At 50.2% G+C, this 22,552-nt stretch carries 23 protein-coding genes; 13 read left to right on the forward strand and 10 right to left on the reverse strand.

What is annotated here, in order from left to right; genetic code table 11:
- The first annotated feature begins 221 nt into the window (after nucleotides 1-221).
- Nucleotides 222-707: an ATP-independent periplasmic protein-refolding chaperone Spy gene (gene spy, locus OGY10_RS10430; RefSeq protein WP_003832537.1), complete on the forward strand. Its 486-nt coding sequence runs from the start codon at nucleotides 222-224 to the stop codon at nucleotides 705-707.
- Nucleotides 708-1,060: 353 nt separating this feature from the next.
- Complete coding sequence (gene ves, locus OGY10_RS10435; protein ID WP_103285095.1) at nucleotides 1,061-1,636, forward strand: environmental stress-induced protein Ves; 576 nt, start codon at nucleotides 1,061-1,063, stop codon at nucleotides 1,634-1,636.
- Here ves and cho read toward each other — a convergent pair.
- Nucleotides 1,596-2,483: an excinuclease Cho gene (gene cho / locus OGY10_RS10440; protein WP_125362992.1), complete on the reverse strand. Its 888-nt coding sequence runs from the start codon at nucleotides 2,481-2,483 to the stop codon at nucleotides 1,596-1,598. The two genes, ves and cho, sit on opposite strands and share 41 nt — an antisense overlap.
- Nucleotides 2,484-2,614: 131 nt before the next feature.
- Nucleotides 2,615-3,445 carry an NAD(+) synthase gene (gene nadE, locus OGY10_RS10445; protein ID WP_191226099.1) on the reverse strand — a complete coding sequence of 277 codons (831 nt, stop codon included), beginning with the start codon at nucleotides 3,443-3,445 and terminating at the stop codon, nucleotides 2,615-2,617.
- Nucleotides 3,446-3,655: 210 nt separating this feature from the next.
- On the opposite strand from nadE, the gene osmE reads away from it, so the two are divergent.
- From osmE to chbG, 7 genes are all read left to right on the forward strand, one after another.
- Complete coding sequence (osmE, locus tag OGY10_RS10450; protein ID WP_003030621.1) at nucleotides 3,656-3,997, forward strand: osmotically-inducible lipoprotein OsmE; 342 nt, start codon at nucleotides 3,656-3,658, stop codon at nucleotides 3,995-3,997.
- A gap of 298 nt (nucleotides 3,998-4,295) precedes the next feature.
- Complete coding sequence (chbB, locus tag OGY10_RS10455) at nucleotides 4,296-4,616, forward strand: PTS N,N'-diacetylchitobiose transporter subunit IIB (protein ID WP_003832547.1); 321 nt, start codon at nucleotides 4,296-4,298, stop codon at nucleotides 4,614-4,616.
- Between the two features lie 87 nt (nucleotides 4,617-4,703).
- Nucleotides 4,704-6,062, forward strand: coding sequence for a PTS N,N'-diacetylchitobiose transporter subunit IIC (gene chbC, locus OGY10_RS10460; protein ID WP_003030619.1), 1,359 nt, complete (start codon nucleotides 4,704-4,706; stop codon nucleotides 6,060-6,062).
- Between the two features lie 54 nt (nucleotides 6,063-6,116).
- Nucleotides 6,117-6,464: a PTS N,N'-diacetylchitobiose transporter subunit IIA gene (chbA, locus tag OGY10_RS10465; protein ID WP_003832549.1), complete on the forward strand. Its 348-nt coding sequence runs from the start codon at nucleotides 6,117-6,119 to the stop codon at nucleotides 6,462-6,464.
- Between the two features lie 10 nt (nucleotides 6,465-6,474).
- Nucleotides 6,475-7,317, forward strand: coding sequence for a transcriptional regulator ChbR (gene chbR / locus OGY10_RS10470; RefSeq protein ID WP_085951046.1), 843 nt, complete (start codon nucleotides 6,475-6,477; stop codon nucleotides 7,315-7,317).
- 124 nt (nucleotides 7,318-7,441) lie between these two features.
- Nucleotides 7,442-8,797, forward strand: coding sequence for a 6-phospho-beta-glucosidase (locus tag OGY10_RS10475; protein ID WP_191226098.1), 1,356 nt, complete (start codon nucleotides 7,442-7,444; stop codon nucleotides 8,795-8,797).
- Nucleotides 8,798-8,809: 12 nt separating this feature from the next.
- Entirely contained in the window at nucleotides 8,810-9,568 is a 759-nt protein-coding gene (gene chbG / locus OGY10_RS10480; RefSeq protein WP_191226097.1) for a chitin disaccharide deacetylase, read from the forward strand.
- Nucleotides 9,569-9,605: 37 nt separating this feature from the next.
- On the opposite strand, the gene katE is transcribed toward chbG, so the two are convergent.
- Nucleotides 9,606-11,864 carry a catalase HPII gene (gene katE, locus OGY10_RS10485; protein WP_191226096.1) on the reverse strand — a complete coding sequence of 753 codons (2,259 nt, stop codon included), beginning with the start codon at nucleotides 11,862-11,864 and terminating at the stop codon, nucleotides 9,606-9,608.
- Nucleotides 11,865-12,056: 192 nt separating this feature from the next.
- Between katE and cedA the strand changes: the two genes are divergently transcribed.
- Nucleotides 12,057-12,320, forward strand: coding sequence for a cell division activator CedA (cedA, locus tag OGY10_RS10490; RefSeq protein WP_008784569.1), 264 nt, complete (start codon nucleotides 12,057-12,059; stop codon nucleotides 12,318-12,320).
- 63 nt (nucleotides 12,321-12,383) lie between these two features.
- On the opposite strand, the gene tcyP is transcribed toward cedA, so the two are convergent.
- From tcyP to hxpB, 4 genes are all read right to left on the reverse strand, one after another.
- Complete coding sequence (gene tcyP / locus OGY10_RS10495; RefSeq protein WP_006684833.1) at nucleotides 12,384-13,775, reverse strand: cystine/sulfocysteine:cation symporter; 1,392 nt, start codon at nucleotides 13,773-13,775, stop codon at nucleotides 12,384-12,386.
- Between the two features lie 135 nt (nucleotides 13,776-13,910).
- Nucleotides 13,911-14,510, reverse strand: a complete 600-nt coding sequence (locus tag OGY10_RS10500; RefSeq protein ID WP_008784570.1) for a metal-dependent hydrolase — start codon at nucleotides 14,508-14,510, stop codon at nucleotides 13,911-13,913.
- An 83-nt stretch (nucleotides 14,511-14,593) separates the two neighbouring features.
- On the reverse strand, nucleotides 14,594-15,355 hold the full coding sequence (gene kduD / locus OGY10_RS10505) for a 2-dehydro-3-deoxy-D-gluconate 5-dehydrogenase KduD (protein ID WP_191226095.1): 762 nt from the start codon (nucleotides 15,353-15,355) through the stop codon (nucleotides 14,594-14,596).
- A 146-nt stretch (nucleotides 15,356-15,501) separates the two neighbouring features.
- Nucleotides 15,502-16,170 (reverse strand): hexitol phosphatase HxpB, encoded by a 669-nt coding sequence (gene hxpB / locus OGY10_RS10510; RefSeq protein ID WP_100272568.1) that lies wholly within the window; start codon nucleotides 16,168-16,170, stop codon nucleotides 15,502-15,504.
- A gap of 166 nt (nucleotides 16,171-16,336) precedes the next feature.
- Between hxpB and OGY10_RS10515 the strand changes: the two genes are divergently transcribed.
- A complete protein-coding gene (locus OGY10_RS10515; RefSeq protein ID WP_008784573.1) occupies nucleotides 16,337-16,873 on the forward strand; it encodes a YniB family protein in 537 nt (178 codons plus the stop codon).
- A 64-nt stretch (nucleotides 16,874-16,937) separates the two neighbouring features.
- Here OGY10_RS10515 and OGY10_RS10520 read toward each other — a convergent pair whose 3' ends face one another.
- Together OGY10_RS10520 and pfkB are read right to left on the reverse strand one after the other, a co-directional pair.
- The gene (locus OGY10_RS10520; protein ID WP_003030598.1) at nucleotides 16,938-17,798 is read right to left on the reverse strand and encodes a fructosamine kinase family protein; all 861 of its coding nucleotides are present in this window, start codon (nucleotides 17,796-17,798) and stop codon (nucleotides 16,938-16,940) included.
- Nucleotides 17,799-18,068: 270 nt separating this feature from the next.
- A complete protein-coding gene (gene pfkB, locus OGY10_RS10525) occupies nucleotides 18,069-18,998 on the reverse strand; it encodes a 6-phosphofructokinase II (RefSeq protein WP_191226094.1) in 930 nt (309 codons plus the stop codon).
- A gap of 287 nt (nucleotides 18,999-19,285) precedes the next feature.
- Here pfkB and OGY10_RS10530 point away from each other — a divergent pair, with 287 nt between their 5' ends.
- Nucleotides 19,286-20,044, forward strand: coding sequence for a DUF481 domain-containing protein (locus tag OGY10_RS10530; RefSeq protein ID WP_060682304.1), 759 nt, complete (start codon nucleotides 19,286-19,288; stop codon nucleotides 20,042-20,044).
- A 164-nt stretch (nucleotides 20,045-20,208) separates the two neighbouring features.
- On the opposite strand, the gene yniD is transcribed toward OGY10_RS10530, so the two are convergent.
- A complete protein-coding gene (gene yniD / locus OGY10_RS10535) occupies nucleotides 20,209-20,316 on the reverse strand; it encodes a small membrane protein YniD (protein WP_003030590.1) in 108 nt (35 codons plus the stop codon).
- A gap of 304 nt (nucleotides 20,317-20,620) precedes the next feature.
- On the opposite strand from yniD, the gene thrS reads away from it, so the two are divergent.
- Nucleotides 20,621-22,549 carry a threonine--tRNA ligase gene (gene thrS, locus OGY10_RS10540; protein ID WP_003832572.1) on the forward strand — a complete coding sequence of 643 codons (1,929 nt, stop codon included), beginning with the start codon at nucleotides 20,621-20,623 and terminating at the stop codon, nucleotides 22,547-22,549.
- The last annotated feature ends 3 nt before the right edge of the window (nucleotides 22,550-22,552 follow it).

Raw genomic sequence — 22,552 nt, forward strand, 5'->3', positions numbered from 1 at the left:
GTTCAAAATCATACGGTTGTAAATTTTTATTGCAACTCTGCGCAATTTATTCTTTTTTTCTTCATAATTGATGAAAGTTTGTTTTTTACACTTTCACTGTTTTACCGTTGCTCTGATTAATTGACGCTTAAGCCGGTAAAGTTAATCTCGTCAACACGACATCACATTGCATAAGAGTCGCATGAGTGTCGTAAAAATAACTGAAAGAAAGGATAGAAATTATGCGTAAACTGACTGCTCTGTTTGTTGCCTCTACTCTGGCGCTGGGTGCTGCGAACCTGGCTCATGCTGCTGACACTACAACAGCTGCACCAGCGGATGCTAAACCGATGATGCACCACAACGGCAAATTTGCCCCGCATCACGACATGATGTTTAAAGACCTGAATCTGACTGACGCTCAGAAACAGCAGATTCGCGAGATCATGAAAGGCCAGCGCGATCAGATGAAACGTCCGCCGCTGGAAGAACGCCGTGCAATGCACGATATCATCGCCAGCGATAGCTTCGATAAAGCGAAAGCCGAAGCGCAGATTGCGAAGATGGAAGAACAGCGCAAAGCCAACATGCTGGCGCATATGGAAACCCAGAACAAAATTTACAACATTCTGACCCCGGAACAGAAAAAGCAGTTTAATGCCAATTTTGAGAAGCGTCTGACAGAACGTGCAGCGCAGAAAGGTAAAATGCCGGAAGCTGCCGAGTAATCGATCAGCGTCTACACTAAATCATTCACACTGTGTCGCGCTGATTGCCGCACAGTGTGAAACAAAACTCAAGACCGCCGCTCTTGTCCACAACACGTATAACGATGTGGGCAGGATCGGCGGTTTTTTCATTTCTGCCTATTGCACCGGACGCACGACACGCTATTCTCCTGAAGCCTGCGAAAATTCTACCTGGATCAGCGCGTTATTCTTTTTTGCAAAATGCCGGGTTCATCGCTAAGGCAAATCAACTCTGCTGCCGATAACAATAATCTGCAGGGTGAACATAATAATGATGATTTATGGCTGTCTGTTTACGGCAGGCTGCCATGCTGCTCCTTTCTGGAGGGATGATGGAATACTTTGATATCCGCAAAATGCCGGTTAACCTCTGGCGAAATGGTGCGGGAGAAACGCGTGAGATTTGCTGTTTTCCGCCAGCAACACGAGATTTTCACTGGCGGGCGAGTATCGCCTCCATTGCAGCAAACGGTGAGTTTTCACTTTTCCCGGGTGTAGAGCGCGTGATTACGCTGCTGGAGGGAGGGGAGGTCACTCTGGAAGAAGCGAACATCTTTACGCATACCCTCAAACAGCACCAACCTTTTACCTTTGCCGGTGACAAGGTGGTAAAAGCAAAGCTGACGGAAGGGCAGATGTCTATGGATTTTAATATCATGACCCGACGAGATGTTTGCCAGGCAAAAGTCAGAGTTGCCGATCGCACCTTTACGACCTTTGGTTCACGCGGCGGCGTGGTGTTTGTTATCAGTGGTGCATGGCAACTGGGCGATAAACTGCTGACGGCCGACCAGGGTGCGAGCTGGCATGACGGCAAACACACATTACGACTGCTGGAGCGCGAGGGAAAATTGCTGTTCAGCGAGATTAACTGGATGCCGGGGCATTCTCCGGACACAGTTCAATAATGTCATATTGACCAGACAGAACAGGCCGGCAGAGAATTTTGTAGCCATCATGGTCAAAGCCTGCTGGCATACGCGCAAGGGTAGTCGCTTCATCCAGCGTTGAAACGGCTCCCAGCCACAGCCAGTTGTTGATGATATGGTACTGTGTCATTTCAGCGCCGGTTTCCTGCAGTGCAATAGCATTGCTCCATGGCCAGCAAATCACTCTCACTCTTTCCAGCGCCGCTAACAGACGCAAATGATGCGCTTCATGACTTTCTTTTCCGCAGCACGCTCCGGCGCAGCGTTTAAGCGCGGAGCGAAAACAGGCGCGCCCGCGACTCAGGGGTTCCAGCCCCAACAGGCCGTAGCACAGCTGTTGTTCATCCGCGAGGCTTTGCAACGCTTGTAGCGCTGTGCGACGATTGGCAAACAGGCCAAACAGATTGGGTGCATGGGAGAAATCAATATCTCGTGCGTAGACAATCTGAACAGTTCGGTCGGTAAGCTGCAAGGCGCAAAGCTGACGATTGCGCCGCAGTCGTTTATTAAACAACGGCTGTTGTTCTTTGATCAACCGCGCTTCCAGCAGCAGGGCACCAATTTCTCCCGCCGTACAAATCCAGCTAATGCGTTTGGCCTGGCGCAGCATTGCCGCTTCGTCTGCGGTACGTAGGTGTGCCAGCACGCGGCTGCGAATATTGACGCTTTTACCAATATAGAGCGGCATAGTGTCGCTTTCACTGTGAAACAGATAGACGCCTGGCGCGGTGGGAAGCGCACTCAAAAATGGACGCAGGTGCTCTGGATATTCATAGATTGCCGCTGCCTCAAATGTCAGGCGTGGGGCTGATTGACGCCGTACCACTTCTCACTCCGGATGCTGGTTATTCATCCAGTGTAGCAGTTTGAAACCGATTAAAAAAGCGGCATCAGACCAGGGGGAGGGGCCGGACAGCGGTGATCCCAGTGCTATCCGGCGATATGTGATTAAAAAAATTACGCTTTTTTCCAGAAGTCATCAAACACCGTGATCGGTGTGCGACGTTTGTGCTCGGTCTTCAGATACCAGCCTTCAATTTTTTTCGCGATGTCGGCAGCCAGCTTTTTTCCTTCCAGATAATCGTCGATGTTGTCATAGGTGACGCCTAATGCGGCTTCATCCGGCAGAGAAGGGCGATCGTCTTCGAGGTCGGCGGTTGGCGCTTTCTTATATAAATGTTCCGGGCAACCCAGTGCGGCAAGCAGCTGCTTACCCTGACGCTTGTTCAGGCGGAAAATAGGGTTAATGTCAGTACCGCCATCGCCGTATTTGGTGAAAAATCCGGTGATGGCTTCTGCTGCATGATCGGTACCCACGACAACACCGCTGGTCATTCCGGCGATACTGTACTGGGCCTTCATACGTTCACGGGCTTTTTCATTGCCACGGACAAAATCGCTCAGTTCAATACCCGCTTCACGCAGGGCCTGTTCACTGGCCAGTACCGCACCCTTAATATTTACTGTGAGCACGCGGTCAGGTTGGATAAAGGCGATGGCATCCTGACAGTCCTGTTCATCAGCCTGAACGCCATACGGCAGACGTACGGCAATAAACTGCAGCGCGTCATTCCCCGTTTCTTCGCGAAGCTCGGAAATAGCCATCTGGCAAAGTTTTCCCGCGAGCGTTGAGTCCTGTCCGCCGCTTATCCCTAATACCAGTGATTTCAGAAAAGGGTGGGTTTGCAGGTAGGATTTCAAGAAATCCACGCTGCGGCGAATTTCCTCTTCTGCATTAATTCGCGGTTTTGCGCCAAGCGCCTGGATTATCTCTTGCTGCAGAGTCATTTAACCCCCTCCGAAAAATGAAATGATCAAAAAAATGATGTGTTAAAGCTAACGCGTTGGGACCCAAACGACAAGGGATGCAGGCCTGATCTAACATCATTTTGTTTTAATAGAATTTTCCGAAACGACCTAAGTATCATCTGATTGCTTGAAAAATGTGTTGTTGTGCTCCAGGCTTATATAACACGCTGAAATACAAGAGGACGGAATATGAACAAGAACCTAACAGGAATTCTAAGCGCAGCGGCTGTTTTGACTATGCTGGCAGGGTGTACGGCCTACGATCGCACCAAAGACCAATTTGTTCAGCCCGTGGTGAAAGATGTGAAGAAAGGGATGAGCAGGGCGCAGGTGGCGCAGATTGCCGGTAAACCTTCTTCTGAAGTCAGTATGATTCATGCGCGCGGGACATGCCAGACCTACATCCTGGGTCAACGAGATGGTAAAGCTGAAACCTATTTTGTTGCTTTAGACGACACCGGACATGTGATTAACTCCGGTTACCAGACCTGCGCAGAGTACGACACTGACCCGCAGGCGGCGAAGAAGTAACAACTGCTTATTGCCTGAGCATTCAGAAGAACCGGCCATCGTGCCGGTTTTTTTGTGCCGAACGATCTTATTTATTGCCGCGAATTATTTGCCCGAAATGTGAGGGGGGTCATAACGACAGGTCAAGGAGAGACAATTTAGTTGGTCAAGGAAATACCATCCACCGGTGCAATCCCGTATACTCATTTCAGCCACCTAAAAAAGTAATTTAGCTGACGCAAGTTACCCAGAGCATGGATGCAGGTTATGGCTTGCGGAGTGTCTGGTTGACAGATAATCGCACATGAGGATCGTTTTAATGGAAAAGAAACACATTTATCTGTTTTGTTCTGCGGGCATGTCGACTTCATTGTTGGTTTCGAAGATGCGTGCTCAGGCCGAAAAATACGAAGTGCCGGTTATTATTGAAGCATTTCCTGAAACGCTGGCCGGAGAAAAAGGTCCTGTCGCCGATGTCGTGTTATTAGGTCCACAAATTGCTTATATGTTGCCCGAAATTCAGCGTTTGTTACCCAACAAGCCTGTGGAAGTGATTGACTCGCTGCTGTATGGCAAAGTCGATGGTTTAGGCGTGCTTAAGGCTGCTGTTGCAGCAATTAAAAAAGCCGCAGCAAATTAATTATTTTATTTTAATTTTTCCCGTCAAAGAGTTATTTCATTAACATTCACCGCAATTATTAATTGCGGTATTTAAGGGTATTTTTCTATGAGTAACGCTATTGCTTCACTTGAAAAGGTACTCCTTCCTTTTGCTGTAAAAATTGGAAAGCAGCCACACGTTAATGCAATCAAGAACGGTTTTATTCGTTTAATGCCGTTAACCCTCGCAGGGGCTATGTTTGTATTAATCAATAACGTTTTCCTGAGCTTTGGGGAGGGGTCGTTTTTTTATTCAATGGGCATTCGACTTGATGCTTCAACTATTGAAACTTTGAATAGCTTGAAAGGCATTGGTGGAAACGTCTATAACGGTACGCTGGGTATCATGTCATTGATGGCACCGTTCTTTATCGGCATGGCGCTGGCAGAAGAACGTAAAGTCGACTCACTGGCTGCCGGGCTGTTATCCGTCGCCGCGTTTATGACCGTAACGCCTTATAGCGTGGGTGAAGCCTATGCCGTTGGCGCGAACTGGCTCGGCGGTGCCAATATTATTTCCGGTATTATTATCGGCCTTGCGGTCGCGGAAATGTTCACCTTTGTGGTTCGTCGCAATTGGGTCATTAAATTACCTGATAGCGTACCGACATCCGTATCGCGCTCTTTCTCTGCGCTGATTCCTGGCTTCCTTATCCTCTCCATTATGGGGATCATCGCCTGGGCACTGAACACCTGGGGTACGAACTTCCACCAAATCATTATGGATTCCATTTCAACTCCGCTGGCGTCGTTGGGCAGCGTGGTGGGCTGGGCCTACGTGATTTTTGTTCCGCTGCTGTGGTTCTTCGGTATTCACGGTTCACTGGCGCTGACTGCGCTGGACAGCGGTATCATGACGCCATGGGCGCTGGAAAACATCTCTATCTACCAACAGTTTGGTTCCGTAGATGCCGCGCTGGAAGCCGGTAAGACGTTCCACGTCTGGGCGAAACCGATGCTCGACTCCTATATTTTCCTTGGGGGTAGCGGGGCAACGCTGGGTCTGATTATCGCTATCTTCCTGGCATCGCGTCGTCCTGACTATCGTCAGGTTGCTAAACTGGCACTGCCGTCAGGTCTGTTCCAGATTAACGAACCTATCCTGTTCGGTCTGCCGATCATCATGAACCCGGTGATGTTTATCCCGTTCATTCTGGTGCAACCGATTCTGGCGGCGATTACGCTGGCAGCTTACTACTCAGGCATTATTCCACCGATTACCAACATTGCACCGTGGACTATGCCAACCGGTTTGGGCGCGTTCTTTAACACCAACGGTAGCGTCGCTGCTCTGCTGGTCGCGCTGTTCAACCTCGGTATCGCAACGCTGGTTTACCTGCCGTTCGTGGTGGTAGCCAACAAAGCGCAGAACGTTATTGACCAAGAAGAAAGCGAAGAAGATATCGCTAACGCATTAAAATTCTAAATTTAATCCGGCATGGCTTTACGGTCATGCCGGACTGAACCAGAGGAAAAAAGTATGTTGGATATCGAGAACATCGTCGATACGCAGTCAGAAGCAGAAGAACTTGAAGAAGTGGTGATGGGCCTCATCATCAACTCCGGTCAGGCGCGTAGCCTGGCGTACGGCGCACTCAAAATGGCCAAGCAGGGTGATTTCGAGTCAGCTAAGACCATGATGGACCAGTCTCGTCTGGCGCTGAACGAAGCGCACCTCGTGCAAACGAAACTGATTGAAGGCGATCAGGGTGAAGGTAAAATGAAAGTCAGCCTGGTGCTGGTCCACGCGCAGGACCACCTGATGACATCAATGCTGGCACGTGAGCTGGTGACTGAACTGATTGAGCTTCACGAAAAGCTGAAATAGCGAGGAGTGCATAATGCAGCTACAGATTAACGCACCGGAAATCAAAACCGTTTATGAACAGCAGCTGTTTAATGGCAAAAATTTCCATGTGTTCATCTATAACAAAACTGAGAGCATCAGCGGGCTGCATCAGCATGACTACTATGAGTTTACCCTGGTTTTAACGGGGCGCTATTATCAGGAAATCAACGGTAAACGCGTACTGCTAGAACGTGGAGACTTTGTCTTTATCCCGTTGGGATCGCACCACCAGAGTTTTTATGATTTTGGTGCGACAAGGATCCTTAACGTTGGCATCAGTAAACGTTTTTTTGAACAGCACTATCACCCGCTGCTGCCATTTTGTTTCGTTGCATCGCAGGTCTACCGGGCGAATAACTCGTTTCTTACCTACATTGAAACGGTTATTGCATCACTTAACTTTCGTGAGAGCGGGCTGGATGAATTTGTAGAAGTGGTCACCTTCTATATTATAAATCGGTTACGCCATCATCGCGAAGAGCAAGTGCTGGATGATATTCCGCAGTGGCTTAAAACCACCGTCGAGACCATGCACGACAAACGGCAGTTTAGCGAGAATGCGCTGGAAAATATGGTACACCTGTCCGCGAAATCCCAGGAGTATCTGACCCGCGCTACCCAGCGTTATTACAGCAAAACGCCGATGCAGATTATTAATGAAATCCGCATTAACTTTGCTAAAAAACAGCTGGAAATGACGAACTATTCTGTAACGGATATTGCTTACGAGTCTGGCTACAGTAGTCCAAGCCTGTTTATTAAAACGTTTAAAAAGCTGACGTCGTTTACACCGAATAGCTACCGTAAGAAATTAACTGAATTTAATCAGTAGATATTATTTGCCAATAACCCATTTTTTATAGCTTGCCCAAAATAGCGTCGGGACAGCCACGCTATACCTGACAAACGGGTTGAGCATAATACACGTCAGTGTTTTGACACTGAAGGGAGAAAGTATGAACCAGAAATTAAAAGTCGTCACTATCGGTGGCGGGAGCAGCTACACCCCTGAATTACTTGAAGGCTTTATTAAGCGCTATCATGAATTACCGGTTTCTGAGTTGTGGCTGGTTGATGTCGACGGTGGAAAAGAGAAGCTTGACATTATTTTTGACCTTTGCCAGCGCATGATCGACAAAGCCGGCGTACCGATGAAGTTGTTTAAAACGCTGGACCGCCGTGAAGCACTGAAAGATGCTGATTTCGTTACCACCCAACTGCGCGTAGGGCAACTGAAAGCCCGTGAAAAGGATGAACGCATTCCGCTGAGCCACGGTTATCTGGGACAGGAAACCAACGGTGCGGGCGGGCTGTTCAAAGGTCTGCGTACCATTCCGGTTATCTTTGACATTATTAAAGATGTGGAAGAACTGTGCCCGAATGCCTGGGTGATTAACTTTACTAACCCGGCAGGGATGGTGACTGAAGCGGTCTATCGCCACACGAATTTCAAGAAATTCATCGGTGTGTGTAATATTCCTGTCGGCATGAAAATGTTCATTAGCGATGTGCTGGCGCTGAAAGAGAGCGATGATTTATCCATCGATCTGTTCGGTCTGAACCACATGGTCTTTATTAAAGACGTGCTGGTGAACGGTACATCACGCTTTGATGAACTGCTGGACGGCGTGGCTTCTGGACAACTGAAAGCTTCCACCGTGAAGAACATTTTCGACCTGCCGTTCAGCGAAGGGTTGATTCGTTCGCTGAAGCTGCTGCCGTGCTCGTATTTGCTGTACTACTTTAAGCCAAAAGAGATGCTGGCGATCGAAATGGGCGAGTACTATAAGGGGGGCGCACGTGCCCAGGTAGTACAAAAAGTAGAAAAACAACTGTTTGATCTCTACAAAAATCCTGAGCTAAACGTTAAGCCGAAAGAGCTGGAGCAGCGCGGTGGCGCGTATTACTCCGATGCGGCCTGTGAAGTGATCAACGCCATCTACAACGACAAACAGACCGAGCACTACGTCAACATTCCACATCATGGACATGTTGATAACATTCCTGCGGACTGGGCGGTTGAGATGACCTGCACGCTCGGACGTAACGGTGCTACGCCGCACCCACGTATTACCCATTTTGATGAGAAAGTGCTCGGCCTTATCTACACCATCAAAGGCTTTGAGGTTGCGGCGAGCAATGCGGCATTGAGCGGCGAGCTGAATGATGTGCTGCTGGCGTTAAACCTGAGTCCGCTGGTGCATTCTGACAGCGATGCCGAAATTCTGGCGCGTGAGTTAATTCTGGCACATGAAAAATGGTTGCCAAACTTCGCCGGGTGCATTGAGAAACTCAAAAGCGAACAACACTAACTGAGGTCGGCTATGGAACGCGTACTGATTGTTAATGCGGATGATTTTGGCCTGAGTAAAGGACAAAACTACGGCATTGTTGAAGCCTGTCGTAATGGCGTTGTCACCTCGACAACGGCGCTGGTTAACGGTGCGGCGATTGACCATGCGGTACAGCTGAGTCGCGACATACCTGCACTTGCCGTCGGGATGCATTTTGTTCTGACGCTGGGTAGGCCGTTGACGGCAATGCCGGACCTTACCCGTGACGGATTACTGGGGAAATGGATCTGGCAGATGGCAGAGGAGGACACTTTGCCGCTGGATGAAATTTCTCAGGAGCTGGCCGCGCAGTATCAGCGTTTTATTGACCTGTTCGGGCGGGAGCCGACGCATCTGGATAGCCATCACCATGTGCATATGTTCCCGCAAATTTTCCCTATCGTAGCCGGGTTTGCTGCCCAGAAGGGGATTGCATTGCGTATCGATCGTCAGACCGTGTTCCAGGCGTCTGATTTTCCGGAAACGTTACGTACCTCCCAGGGATTCAGCAGCGAGTTTTACGGCGAAGCGATTTCCGAGGCTCTGTTTTTACAGACGCTGGACGCGTCAGCCGATCGAGGCGAGTCCTCGCTGGAAGTGATGTGTCATCCGGCCTTTATCGATGACATTATTCGTCAAAGTGCCTACTGTTACCCCCGCTTAACTGAGCTCGACGTGCTGACGTCTTCGTCACTGAAATATGCAATTGCGGAGCGCGGTTATCGTCTTGGCAGTTTTCTGAACGTGTAATTCCTGAGTTTGCGGCGCAATCGTGCGCCGCATTTTTTTAGGCGGGAATCGTTTCTATTTTTCCGGCACGTGACCAGATGCGGTGCGCGGTCATCAGCGTCAACAGGGTATCCATAAACTGTGCGTCTGCACTGTCCGCTTCCGCCACGCCTTCTTCTCCTTCATTTTTGATATTCAACGTTACTTTAAACTGACGAGCATCGCCGGCCAGGGCGATAGGTTTTAAGTGCTTATACGCTTCAAGTAAATAATATCGGGCATCACCGTTCTTAATGATGTCCGCGAGATTACCGCATGGAACGATAACCGCATCGACCGTCAGGGATGGTGAACCCGCAAAAGTACCGGCGATCGTCAGAGCAGTTCCATCATCGGCAACTACCTTACCCATTCGGGAATAGAGCAATTTGGCATGAACGCCTTTGGCCTGTAGGGCTTGCATGATGGCGAGCAGGTCGCTCGATTTCACCTGGTCATTAAGTAGGATGGCGACCACGCGGCCCTTAATCTCACCTTGCGCACCTGCATATAAACTGAGTGACGGTGCATTTTTCAAACCGTTGACGTTGGGCGGTGGCGCAATGCTGGCCTGTTCCTTGGTTAGCTCAAAACCGAGATTTTCGGCAACCGCCTCGGCGAGGGCAGTATCAATATGAGCTAACTGTTCGACCACTCTTTCCCGAATATAGGGGCGCGTAACCTTACTGAGTTCGAAACTGAATCCGCCGATGATATGCTGCTGTTCAATTGGCGTCTGACTTAGCCAGAACAGGCGAGGGTGCGCATAGTATTCGCCAAAAGAGGGGCTACGTTCGCGGATTTTGTTTCCTTCAATCCGTTCCTGATACGACTCAAATCCACCGCGTTTTGGCCCCGGCGGCGTTTCACGCGGCCAGTTATCATTGATGGAATTCGGTTCATAGTTGGCTGGATTGGTATCGATGTCCATACGATGCATGCCGTCACGCTGGAAATTATGGTACGGACAGGTCGGGCGATTAATCGGGATTTCATGGAAATTGGGCCCGCCCAGGCGACTAATTTGGGTATCGGTATAGGAGAACAAGCGACCCTGCAGCAGGGGATCGTTAGTAAAATCGATGCCAGGGACGATATGTCCGGGATGAAAAGCGACTTGTTCATTTTCGGCGAAGAAATTATCAGGATTGCGGTTCAGCACCATTTTACCGACGCGTTGCACCGGAACCAGCTCTTCCGGGATCAGCTTGGTCGGGTCGAGCAGGTCAAAATCGAACTTAAATTCATCTTCTTCGGGAATCAGCTGTAGTCCCAGTTCATATTCCGGATAATCGCCCGCTTCGATAGCTTCCCACAGATCGCGGCGATGAAAGTCGGGATCCCGACCGGTAAGTTTTTGCGCTTCATCCCATACCAGCGAGGCTTTGCCTGCCAGCGGTTTCCAGTGGAAACGGACAAAGGTGGCTTTCCCTTGCGCATTAATCAACCGAAATGTGTGAATACCGAAGCCTTCCATCGTGCGATAGCTGCGCGGAATACCCCGATCGGACATTGCCCATATGACGTTGTGCAACGTTTCAGGCTGTAATGAGACATAATCCCAGAAGGTGTCATGGGCGCTTTGGCCCTGCGGGATAGCCCAATGCGGCTCCGGTTTAACCGCATGGACGAAATCCGGGAATTTATGGGCATCCTGAATAAAGAAGATGGGAGTATTGTTTCCCACCAAGTCGAAAATGCCCTCTTCAGTGTAAAACTTGGTCGCAAATCCCCGTATATCTCTGACCGTATCCGCAGAGCCTGCGCCGCCCTGAACGGTAGAGAATCGGACAAAAACCGGGGTGATTTTATTTTCATCACTTAGAAAGTCCGCTTTCGTCGTCGCACTCAGGTTGACATAGGACTGAAAGTAACCATGAGCGGCAGAACCTCGGGCATGTACAATCCGCTCCGGGATGCGTTCATGATCAAAATGGGTAATCTTTTCCCGCAGGATAAAGTCTTCCAGCAGGGTTGGCCCGCGATTACCTGCGCGCAGAGAGTTTTGATCGTCTGCGATTCGCACGCCCTGATTAGTTGTCAGAGCAAAATCTTCGCTTCCTTTACGAAAACTGTCCAGTGCATTGAGTTTGTCACTTTTGATATCCGGCGCTTTTAAACTGCCGGACGTAGTGGGCTGCATACCTGGCGGCGTGGGTTCAGGTGTTGACCGATGTGAACCGTCTGTGGGTGCCAGTGAGTCAAGTCCTGGCTGGGATTCGCTGGCATCATGAACCGGCGCTGGGTGATGGAGTGGATGCTTATCATTCTGTGACATTAAACTCGTCTCCTGGTTTCATTGCTGAAAGGGTCGTTGTTGCTGTCAAAAGCTTTAACTATAGACCACTCACTCAGTGGCGCAGGTACAGGTCGATGACGTAAAGCGCGATGAACCAGGCAAACAGCGCACGCAAGGCAGGACGCAAGGCGGCAAAATCGGCTAAGATAGCGGTTTTCTGATTTTTAGAATTTGTCTTTAGTGAAGCAACTGATTATGAAACCTCTTCGCCAACAAAATCGTCCGGTTATCAGCTATGTTCCTCGCGTGGAGCCCGCGCCACCAGAGCATGCGATTAAAATGGATGCGTTTCGTGACGTATGGATACTACGCGGAAAATATGTCGCTTTTGTCTTAATGGGGGAGGCGTTTCAACGTTCGCCTGCATTTACGGTCCCGGAATCAGCACAGCGCTGGGCTAATCAGGTTCGCCAGGAAAATGAACTAAGGGATTAATGGATATAAAAAAACCGCCGGAGCATGATACTCCGGCGGTTTTTTGTTTTTTAGCTGACAGACTTAGCGATGCGCCAGTTCGGCGTTATCGTCGCTGTCCAGAATCGTTTTATCAGTCTGCTTGAGCCATTGGCTGGTCAGCGTACCGGCAGTCATGGAACCGCTTACGTTCAGCGCGGTACGACCCATATCGATCAGCGGCTCAACGGAGATCAGCAGCGCAACCAGCGTGACCGGCAGACCCATAGCGGGCAGGACGATCAGCGCGGCAAATGTTGCACCGCCACCTACACCCGCAACCCCTGCGGAGCTCACGGTCACGATACCAACCAGCGTGGCAATCCACATCGGGTCCAGTGGGTTGATACCGACGGTCGGTGCAACCATTACTGCCAGCATTGCCGGGTACAGGCCCGCGCAACCGTTCTGACCAATCGTGGCACCAAACGAGGCGGCAAATGAGGCGATGGATTCAGGCACGCCCAGACGACGGGTCTGCGCTTCAACGTTCAGCGGAATTGAGGCTGCGCTGGAACGGCTGGTGAAGGCGAACGTCAGCACTGGCCATACCTTGCGGAAGTATTTTAACGGGCTAACGCCGTTCACACCCAGCAGGATCCCGTGTACCACGAACATAATGCCCAGACCGAGATAAGAGGCCACGACGAAGCTACCCAGCTTGATGATGTCCTGCAGGTTGGAACCTGCAACCACTTTGGTCATCAGTGCCAGAACACCGTACGGCGTCAACTGCATCACCAGACGAACCAGTTTCATCACCCAGCTTTGCAGGGTATCGATAGCGACCAGAACGCGCTCGCCTTTTGGTGCATCATCTTTCAGCAGTTTCAGTGCGGCTACACCCAGGAATGCGGCGAAGATAACCACGCTGATAATCGACGTCGGGTTCGCGCCAGTCAGATCGGCAAACGGGTTTTTCGGAATAAACGACAGCACCAGTTGCGGAACGCTGAGGTCAGCTACTTTGCCAACATAGTTGGTTTCAATCGCGTTCAGACGTGCGGTTTCGGCACCACCTTGCACCAGACCTTCGGCGGTCAGGCCGAACAGGTTGGTCACCAGAACACCTACCAGTGCGGCAATCAGCGTGGTAAACAGCAGCGTGCCGATGGTCAGGAAGCTAATTTTACCTAACTGAGAGGCGTTGTGCAGACGCGCAACGGCACTAAGTATAGAGGCAAAGACCAGCGGCATAACAATCATTTGCAGCAACTGGACATAACCGTTGCCGACAATGTTGAACCACTGTACTGAATCTTTAAGAACCTGGCTGTCGGAGCCATAAATGGTGTGCAGCGCGAGGCCGAACACCACACCCATGACCAGACCGACCAGTACTTTTTTTGCCAGACTCCACTGTTTGTGACGGGCTTGCGCCAGCACGAACAGCAGCACTACGAACACGATAATGTTCGCGATTAATGGAAAGTTCATCCCCGTTCTCCTGATCTTATTATGCGTATCACCATTGAAAGGTGATTCTGTTGGCGCAAGATTAGCAGAACTGTGACTTGCCTCTTATATTCAAATGGAATTGTTTATACCGAAAATGACTTTTTGGCTGATTTATTAGTCAATCTGATGCGTTATGAAACGATTGAACTGCATTTGTAGCGTATTAATCATCTGCGAAGACCAGCGTACCGCGCTGTTCTCTTGTACGGTCTGCGGCATCCAGATTGCCCACGCGAACAGTGCCATGCACAGAAACCGCTCCAGTTGATTGCCTTTTTGCGGCACGAGGATGGGCAGACGAAAACGCCAGCGGCAGGGCCAAAGCAGGGGAACGCCTGCTGGAGTCAGCATGTCAGCCAGAATGTGGCTAAGATAGCCGAGTACCATACCTTGTAAGGCATCGGCCGGTATTATCCAGGTATCCGGGACTTTCAGGTAGAACGTGGCCAGCAGGGCAAAAACCGCCAGCAGGCTATGCGTAAACCCGCGATGGCCAAATGCGCGGGCAATGGGTTTTGATATCCACTTCAGACGCTGTCCCAGCAGAGATTTGGGATGATCGATATCCGGCAGCAGGCACGTTAAAATGGCTGAAGGAACAATATGCCACCAGTCACCCTGCGCAAGAACGGGCGTTAGCTCGGCATTTTTGGCAAATACCGCACAGGCAATAGAAAAAAGAAGGTGGCCTTCCGCCGTCATGATAAAACCCAATAAACTGTCGATTCATACAGTATAGGGGTTTTATACAGTAGGCGGAAGAGGTGACGTTGTAACCCTTTGTCACAAGTGCGCCTTTACCGCGCCAGCCAACCACCGTCCACGGCCAGCGTATAGCCATGAATATAGTCAGAGGCGGGACTTGCGAGGAACACGACCGGACCTTTTAGATCATCCGGCGTGCCCCATCGCCCTGCGGGAATACGATCGATAATCTCCTGATTGCGCTCGCTGTCTGCGCGCAGTTGCTGGGTGTTGTTGGTCGCCATATAGCCGGGCGCGATAGCATTGACATTAATTCCTTTGGCCGCCCATTCATTGGCGAGCAGGCGAGTGATGCCCAGAACGCCGCTTTTTGATGCGGTATAGGAAGGTACACGGATACCCCCCTGAAAAGAGAGCATCGAGGCAATGTTAATGATTTTTCCACCATTGCCCTGCGCCACAAACTGGCGCGCCACGGCCTGCGACAGAAAGAAAACGGATTTGAGATTCAGATTCATCACGTCATCCCAATCTTTTTCACTGAAGTCCAGTGCATCCTGACGGCGTATAGTTCCTGCATTGTTGACCAGAATATCGACCTGGCCAAACGCCGATACCGTTTGTGTCACGATGCTGGTGAGAGCATCTTGTTGACTGAGGTCGGCCTGAATGGCCATAAAGCGTCGACCGAAGGCGTTAATTTTCTCTGCTGTTTCATGCGGTATTTTACGATTCACGCCGACTACATCGCAGCCTGCTTCAGCCAGCGCCACTGCCATACCCTGCCCGAGGCCGGTGTCACATCCAGTGACGATGGCGACTTTACCCTTGAGACGAAAAGCTTCCTGAATCATGTTTACCTCAACTATTTATGTCATTAACGCTTGCGCTATAGGGCAAGGATAGGAGAGGTTAAACAGAAATACAATTAAAAATGAAACAGCGTTTTAAAATAGAAAGTCTGAAAAGACGGGCAATACGATCATTGCCCGTTACAGGATTAGCCGCGCAGATGAGCGGCTGCGAGTTCGGTGAGCGAGGTTAGTTTGACGTCGGCAAGCACGAAGCGAGGATCGTCCTGATTCTCATGCGCTGGTACGACGATGGAACGCATACGGGCAGCTTTCGAGGCAATCATGCCGTTCACTGAGTCTTCCAGTGCTACGCAGTTTAACGGGTCAATGCCCAGTTTTGCCGCACAATCGAGGTAAACCTGTGGGTGCGGTTTGCTGTAAGGCAGTTTTTCTGCAGAAGCCAGCGCGTCGAAGTCATCGCGCAGATCAAACATGGTCAGCACTTTTTCCAGCATATGTAGCGGCGAGGCGGATGCCAGTCCTACTTTGATTCCCTGAGATTTGCACAGTGCCACAGCTTCACGAACGCCTGGCAGCAGCGGTTTTGTCTCTTCAACCAACGCAATGGCCCGGGTGATGATGCGCTCGGTGACTTCCTGACGTGAGGGGCCGTTCCAGGGTTGCTGCGCAAACCACAAATCAACCACCATGTCGATGCGTAAGCCAAGGGTATCGGGAAGTTCATGGCGGCGGGAGATATCAACGCCTAAACTTGCTATCACATCCAGTTCAGCCTGATCCCAAAGCGGTTCAGAATCGACCAGTAACCCATCCATATCGAAAATTGCAGCAAGAATTTGACGCGGGGTTGACATTACAACCTCTCCTTTACGGTGATAAAAGGGATTAGAGCCAGCCTGGACGGACTCTGAGCGTTCATTATGGCTAATTCAGAAGTATACCGCCTTTAAAGATCAGGCGAAAACGGTAATCAACGGGTAAACTTAGGCCAAAATGACACGTCTTAATCAAGGGGAACTCATGACGTATCAACAAGCTGGACGCATTGCCATCTTGAAAAGGCTGGTGGGATGGGTGGTTTTCATTCCCGCGCTGATTTCAACGCTGGTTTCAGTACTGAAGTTTATGTACGCGCACAGCGAAAAGCAGGAAGGGATTAACGCGGTCATGCTCGATTTTGCCCATGTGATGATCGACATGATGCGGGTGAACACACCTTTTCTTAACGTGTTCTGGTATAACTCGCCAACGCCCGATTTTCAAAGTGGACTGAATCTCGTTTTTTGGCTGATATTCATCCTGATTTTTATCGGCCTGGCGTTGCAGGACTCAGGCGCCAGAATGAGCCGTCAGGCGCGTTTCTTACGCGAAGGCGTAGAGGATCAGCTAATTCTGGAACAGGCAAAGGGCAGTGAAGGATTATCCCGCGAGCAACTGGAGTCGCGAATTGTGGTACCGCACCATACGATCTTCTTACAAATTTTCCCGCTTTATATTCTGCCGGTGATCGTTATCGTGATCGGCTACTTCTTCTTCTCATTGCTGGGCTTTTTGTAAGTGCCACTCTATCGGGCCTGCCACGTTGCGAAACGGCAGGCCTGATAAGCAACACGGTACGTCGTTAAGCCGCCAGTAATCTATCCAGCGCTTTCTGCGCCACAACCAAATGCTGTCCCCCGAACAGAATTGCCCGATTCAGCAGCGTATAGAGCTGGTAGATTGGCTGCCTGTCGAGAAAGTCCAGCGGCAGTGGCGAGACAGACTGGTAACCGTCATAAATTTGCGGCGGCTGATCGGTATGTAACGGCAGCATTGCCAGGTCACACTCTCTGTCCCCCCAGTAGCAGGCAGGGTCAAAGATGTACGGACCGTTAGGACCGAGGGCGCAGTTCCCGGACCACAAATCACCGTGCAGGAGAGACGGCTGCGGCTGATGAGAAGAGAGACGTTGCTGAACGTGTTCGACGATGGCGTCAATATTGCCAAACGCTATGCCTTTTTCAGCGGCGAGTTCCAGCTGCCAGCCTATACGCTGCTCGGCGAAAAAGGTTGACCAGCGACGTTGCCAGGTATTTGGCTGCGGCGTGGTAGAGAGCGCGTTATCGAAGTCGAGACCAAACTGAGGCTGGTCGCTCCATTCGTGCAAATGCGCAAGCTGTTGGCCGAGGATAAACGCGTTATGCGCATCAAGCGGACGGGGAGGGAGGAAATCCATCACCAGAAAGCTGTAATCTCTGTCTGCGCCTACTGCCCAGACTTTCGGTACAGATACAGTTTGACTGCGGGAAAGTAGCTCCAGCTGATCGGCTTCTGCCGTAAAGCCGGTTAACAGCTCTCTTTCATCGCATTTGACGAAAAAATCTCGCCCCGCATAGCGTAAATGCCATGCGGCGTGGATCTCTCCGCCGGGCAGTTCATTACGCAGTTCGATTTCGCCTTCACCTAATTGCTCGCTTAAAAGACGACTGATAGCCTGCCACATGATGTCTCTCCCCATGTTGTCTGCCAGATCATAAGGTTAGCGCAAGAATGCGGTTAAAAAACACGAACTGACGCACACCACGGACGCGTCATCGCTGGAAAGGCACTTAATGTTTGTCGTACTTCTTCACCCCGTACCGTTGTGGAGACGTCTGACTGCACATGATTCACTTCTTTGTAATCACGTGATTTTTTATCATAGTCGCATAACACCCATGCTGACAGTTTTACGCGAGAATCCCCCTTTTTCTTCAAAAGAGGGACGGTGTCATTACTGAGCGAGATACGAATATATTTTTTGCGTGTCGTCCAAAGAGCACAGGCGAGTACCCTGATTCAGCGTTGCTGCGCTGCCCGCGGCGACACCGTAACGGACAATATCCTCAAAAGGCGCGTTCTCTGCCAGTTTAAGCGTCATGGCCCCGACCATACTGTCGCCTGCACCTACGGTACTTTGACTTTTCACCGGTGGCGGAACCACCTGAACGCAGGTATCGCGATCTACACCCAGCGCCCCTTGCGGCCCAAGCGATACCACAACGCGGTGCGCTTTTCCGCTTTGCACGATTTCCTGCGCGGCCTTGCGCACATCATCGGGTTGAGTGAGTTCGCGGTTTACCAGCGCACTCAGTTCTTTGAGGTTGGGTTTGACCAGTTCGATATTGCCGATGGCTAACGCCGCCGTCAGTGCTTCGCCAGAACTGTCGACAATACAGCGGATCCCTTGTTTTTGTGCGGTGGTAATGAGTCGGGTCAACTTCTCAAGCTGTACGCCGGGCGGCAAACTGCCGCTGATGACCAGCAGCGCGCCAGATTCAATTTCCAGCACCTGATCCTGAAGTTGGTAGAACTCTTCATCGGTCAGCGCAGCGCCTGGCATGACAAAACGATATTGTTCGCCGCTGGACTCCACGTGGACATGAAGATTTTGTCGGGTCCAGTCTTTGGCTTCGACGGTAGATACGGGAACATTTTCGTCGGCGAGCAATGCAACAAGATGCTCTCCGGTTGCTCCCCCCGCGGGGAAAATCGCTGTTGCGGTTCCGCCAAGATGGGCAATTGCGCGAGCGACGTTGATACCGCCGCCGCCGGGTTCAAAAACCGGCGAGGTACAACGAAGCTTACCTTCCGGGTAAATTTGCGGGGTGATTGTTGCGCTATCGAGAGAGGGCGCAAGTGTTAACGTATAGATACGTATCATCTTTACCTCCTGTTAGGCTGAACTCAGTCTGGCACTTAACCTCCCGAAAGTGAAGTAATTAACAACATGATTTTTCATATCTTTATTTAAAATTATCGTCATAAAGATATATAAATAAAATAAAGGTTTAGGAACGCTCTTATTCAAAAAATGAAATAAGAATTTATTGCTATGTTATTCGAGTCTTTTTATAATTTGTTACCTTTCAAGGGTCTTTTGTCATTGATCCATATGAAAGTTTCCGAGACCGTAATGGTCTCTTTTTTTGTTGTACGGACTCTTAATAAATGAAGCTTTTGAAGACAGTGCCCGCAGCATTACTGCTGACGGGAGGCCTGCTTGCGTCAATGCATGCTGTAGCCGATGATTCCGTTTTTACTGTCATGGATGACCCTTCCAGCGCGAAAAAACCCTTTGAAGGTAACCTGAACGCGGGATATCTCGCCCAGTCAGGCAACACAAAAAGTTCTTCTTTAACCGCAGATACCACCATGACCTGGTACGGCCAAACGACCGCATGGTCTCTGTGGGGAAATGCCAGCAATACCTCCTCAAATGATGAGCGTTCATCGGAGAAATATGCCGTAGGTGGCCGTAGTCGTTATAACATGACCGACTATGACTATCTCTTTGGGCAGGCAAGCTGGTTGACCGACCGCTACAACGGCTACCGCGAGCGTGACGTGCTGACAGCGGGTTATGGTCGTCAGTTCCTCAACGGACCTGTGCACAGCTTCCGTTTCGAATTCGGTCCTGGCGTGCGCTATGACGAGCACACGGATGGCACCACCGAAACACAGCCGTTGGGCTATGCGTCCGGGGCCTATGCATGGCAGATGACGGACAATACCAAGTTTACTCAGGGTGTGTCGGTATTCGGCGCTGACGATACCACGCTCAACTCTGAAACTGCCCTGAACGTTGCCATCAACGAGCACTTTGGGTTAAAGCTGGCTTACAACGTGACCTGGAACTCTGAACCGCCGGCAACAGCGCCGGAGCATACCGATCGTCGCACGACAGTTTCCCTCGGCTATCGGATGTAATGACAAGCCGGGTCAAATAAATGACCTGGCTTTTCTAAGTTAAAGTTAAGTTTATTTAATATTTAATTTGCGTTTTATTTTTTTATCTGGCCATAACGCGCTATTTTCAGACAAATTCGATTAATCGATAAATAAACGAAAGCGGAACAGTGGGTGAGCGTCATTTAGCCCCAGATCATCGCAGCCCAGCGCAGCATCAACATGGCCGCACAAATAACGAGCAGAATCACAACCATCTTCCAGTGTTTCTTCGCAAAGCGATTTGTGGGCATTGTTTTTTTCCTGCTCAGGTTAGATGACTTTGTGCAAGTGTAACAAAGACGGTTGGGTGTCAGTGAATTGATTTACATCATAGAGCGCGCGTTGATTGTTGCTTTGATCGACCCGTAATGCCGTGTACACTGTCAAACGGTGTTATCAAAAAGCGGGTGTAGGTCCAGTGTGGTCTCTAAGGCGACCAGTGACATATTTCGCAGAGTGAAGCGGGAATCAGCCCAGACCTTTTTGATAATTTTAAATATTGAATCTTTGTATGTGCTCTTACGTGTGGGGCACCACTGCAAATAAGGATATAACATGCCTGTTATTACTCTTCCTGATGGCAGCCAACGCCATTACGACCACGCTGTAAGCCCCATGGATGTTGCGCTGGACATCGGTCCAGGTCTGGCGAAAGCCACTATTGCTGGCCGTGTTGACGGTGAGCTGGTAGATGCTTCCGATCTGATTGAGCATGATGCGAAGCTCTCCATCATCACCGCGAAGGATGAAGAAGGTCTGGAGATCATTCGTCACTCCTGTGCGCACCTGTTAGGGCACGCGATCAAACAACTCTGGCCGCACACCAAAATGGCGATCGGACCGGTTGTTGATAACGGTTTTTACTACGATATCGATCTTGACCGTACGTTAACCCAGGAAGACGTCGACGCGCTCGAGAAGCGGATGCACGAGCTCGCTGAGAAAAACTACGATGTCATTAAGAAGAAAGTCAGCTGGTACGAAGCGCGTGAAACCTTCGTGAAGCGTGGCGAGACCTATAAAGTCTCCATTCTTGATGAAAACATTGCCCATGATGACAAGCCTGGCTTGTACCATCATGAAGAATATGTCGATATGTGCCGTGGCCCGCACGTGCCGAACATGCGTTTCTGCCATCACTTCAAACTGATGAAGACCGCAGGGGCATACTGGCGTGGCGACAGCAATAACAAGATGCTGCAGCGTATTTATGGTACTGCATGGGCAGATAAAAAAGCCCTGAATGCCTACCTGCAACGTCTGGAAGAAGCGGCCAAACGCGATCACCGTAAAATCGGTAAACAGCTTGACCTGTATCATATGCAGGAAGAAGCACCGGGTATGGTGTTCTGGCACAACGATGGCTGGACTATCTTCCGTGAACTGGAAGTATTCGTTCGTTCAAAACTGAAAGAATACCAGTATCAGGAAGTGAAAGGTCCGTTCATGATGGACCGCGTGCTGTGGGAAAAAACAGGTCACTGGGATAACTACAAAGATGCAATGTTCACCACCTCTTCTGAGAACCGTGAATACTGCATTAAGCCAATGAACTGCCCAGGCCACGTGCAGATCTTTAATCAGGGTCTGAAATCCTATCGCGATCTGCCGCTGCGTATGGCTGAGTTTGGTAGCTGCCACCGTAATGAACCGTCAGGTGCGCTGCATGGCCTGATGCGTGTTCGTGGTTTCACTCAAGATGATGCACATATCTTCTGTACTGAAGAGCAGATTCGTGATGAAGTTAACGCGTGCATTCGTATGGTCTACGATATGTACAGCACCTTTGGCTTCGAGAAAATCGTCGTCAAACTATCCACTCGCCCCGAAAAACGTATCGGTAGCGATGAAATGTGGGACCGTGCTGAAGCTGACCTGGCCGTTGCGCTGGAAGAAAACAACATCCCGTTTGAGTTCCAACTGGGTGAGGGCGCGTTCTACGGTCCGAAAATTGAATTTACCCTGTATGACTGCCTCGATCGTGCATGGCAGTGCGGTACTGTACAGCTGGACTTCTCCCTGCCGTCCCGTTTAAGCGCCTCTTACGTTGGCGAAAACAACGAGCGTCAGGTTCCGGTTATGATTCACCGTGCAATTCTTGGGTCGATGGAACGTTTCATCGGTATCCTGACCGAAGAGTTCGCTGGCTTCTTCCCGACCTGGCTCGCGCCGGTTCAGGTTGTGGTCATGAACATCACCGATTCTCAGTCTGAATACGTTAACGAATTAACGCAGAAACTACAAAATGCGGGTATTCGTGTAAAAGCAGACTTGAGAAATGAGAAGATTGGCTTTAAAATCCGCGAGCACACTTTACGTCGTGTCCCTTACATGTTGGTCTGTGGCGACAAAGAGGTAGAAGCAGGCAAAGTTGCCGTGCGCACCCGTCGTGGCAAAGACTTGGGCAGCCTGGACGTAAATGAAGTGATTGAGAAGCTGCAACAAGAGATTCGCAGCCGCAGTCTTCAACAACTGGAGGAATAAGGT

This window comes from Citrobacter sp. Cpo148 (assembly GCF_030332375.1).
Classification (GTDB): domain Bacteria; phylum Pseudomonadota; class Gammaproteobacteria; order Enterobacterales; family Enterobacteriaceae; genus Citrobacter; species Citrobacter portucalensis.